Here is a 2028-nt window from a genome sequence, read left to right on the forward strand (position 1 = left end):
GTGCTGCAGGACAGACCGATAGGTTGGCTTGCCATCATAGGCTCCGTCGGCTGTGAACTGGTCAATCTCGCCGTCGATCTGGCTGAGCAATGGCGACACCTGGGAAGGATCATCCGTGTCCTGGTCGGTCAGCTTATGGGCAATGATCGCGCCACTATTGGCATCCACTGCCAGATGGAGCTTGCGCCAGTTGCGTCGTGATCTGCGCCATGTTTCTGCTCCAGCCATTGCCCGGCGCCGTAGACTTTTAATCCCGTGCTGTCGACAAGCACGTGCAACGGGCCGTCCGCCAGGGGCGGGTTTCGTCGGGCGGGTGGCATCCATTTCTGTGCCCGACGGCTCAGGGTCGTATGATCGGGGACGGGTATATCAAGTCCCATCAGATCGAACACCGAGTTCATGAGCCCTTCGGTCTGGCGCAGCCGCATTCCGAACACACAGCCCAGCGTCAGGGCCGTTTCGATGGCAAGATCGGAATACCGGGGTTGACCACCTCGCGTTTTTCGCCGTGGTGCGCGCCATCCGGCCAATGCTTCCGGCGTCATCCACAGTGTAAGACTGCCACGCCGACGCAGACCTCCTTCGTATTCCCGCCAATTCGTCACCCTGAATTTCATCTTTGCGATGTGATGACGACGATCGGCGTTGTGTTTGTACGGCATGGCACTCGGATCAAGCTGATTGCGATCCTGTTTGCCTATCGCCGAACCGTTCAGAAATTATTCATGCACCAAGGCCGGTTGAGACGACAAACGGCTGCTCTCGCGTAGGTTAACCGACCTTCATCCATCCTGATTCAAGTCGTAATATTCGCGGCAATGAGCTATTGTTTCCTCGGATTAAAATGACTTTGCCTCAGGTTGAGCGGCGTTTGGCCGCCATACTAATTGCCGATGTGGTCGGCTACTCGCGCCTTGTCGAAGCCGACGAAGCCGGGACGCTGGCCGCGATGAAACATCTGCGGCATTCCCTCCTGGAGCCATTGATGGCTGAGCACCGCGGCCGGATCGTCAAGCTGATGGGCGACGGCCTCATCGGGGAGGCGCAACGTGCGTACCAGCGTTTTTCCTGTAGAGACCGGCAGAAAGCCGCGGCGGCCGCTCTATACCAGCAAGCCGAGGTCCATCGCCTTCGCGGAGAATTCGGCTTGGCCGAGGAAGCCTACCGTAACGCGGGACAGTGGGGATGGGACCCGCAACCAGGCCTTGCACTCCTTCGGATGGCCCAGGGCCGCATCGACGACGCCGTGGCCGGGATCCGCCGTAAGGTCGCCGGCACCACCGACCAACTGGATCGTGCGCGGGTTCTGCCCGCTCATGTCGAGATCACACTGGCCGCAGGTGACATTCAGGAAGCCCGTGGCGCTTGCAGTGAACTCAGCGAGACAGCGGAATGGTTCGGCACAAGCGTGCTGTCTGCAATGGCAGCAGAAACGCGAGGAGCCCTCGAATTGGCGGAAGGCGATATGGGAGCCGCCCTTCTTTCACTGCGTCCCGCATGCACGGTATGGCAAGACCTCGGGGCACCTTATGCCGCCGCGCGCGTGCGGGTTCTGATCGGCATGGCTTGCAGGGCCGTGGGAGATAGTGACGGAGCCGAGATTGAGCTCAGCGCCGCCAGGGCGGTGTTCCTGCAGTTGGGAGCCAAACCCGATCTTGCGCATGTCGACAAGCTCGCGCGCCTTGCGCCATCGGATCGCCAAAGTGGATTGACGGCGCGCGAGATGCAGGTGCTGCGTCTGATTGCTGCCGGCAAGAGCAACAAAATCATCGCGCGGGAGCTGTCTTTGAGCGAGAAGACGATCAACAGACATGCGAGCAATATCTTCAACAAGCTGGACGTACCGACGCGGGCGGCGGCCACGGCCTATGCATACGAACATGGTCTGATCTGACACTTCGATATTCTTTGGTGAGAATTGCCCATTGTGCCGCTGACACTGCCTGGGCAATTCGCCCGAAGCGGCGACGCATCCTCCATCGTATCATTGCTCACTGAACAGTAGAGCGCTGAGGAGGTAGCCATGAC

At 59.8% G+C, this 2028-nt stretch carries 1 protein-coding gene and 2 pseudogenes; 2 read left to right on the forward strand and 1 reads right to left on the reverse strand.

From position 1 onward, the window contains the following. Nucleotides 1-662 (reverse strand): annotated as a pseudogene (locus tag AAAC48_RS10490) (IS5 family transposase); the annotation flags it as partial. A 182-nt stretch (nucleotides 663-844) separates the two neighbouring features. On the opposite strand from AAAC48_RS10490, the pseudogene AAAC48_RS10495 reads away from it, so the two are divergent. Both AAAC48_RS10495 and AAAC48_RS10500 read left to right on the forward strand, forming a co-directional pair. Further along, nucleotides 845-1042, forward strand: a pseudogene (locus tag AAAC48_RS10495) (hypothetical protein); the annotation flags it as partial. 519 nt (nucleotides 1043-1561) lie between these two features. Next, nucleotides 1562-1894: a helix-turn-helix transcriptional regulator gene (locus tag AAAC48_RS10500; protein WP_340654125.1), complete on the forward strand. Its 333-nt coding sequence runs from the start codon at nucleotides 1562-1564 to the stop codon at nucleotides 1892-1894. Nucleotides 1895-2028 lie beyond the last annotated feature (134 nt).

The organism is Phyllobacterium sp. (assembly GCF_037994405.1).
In the GTDB taxonomy this organism is placed as follows: Bacteria; Pseudomonadota; Alphaproteobacteria; order Rhizobiales; family Rhizobiaceae; genus Phyllobacterium.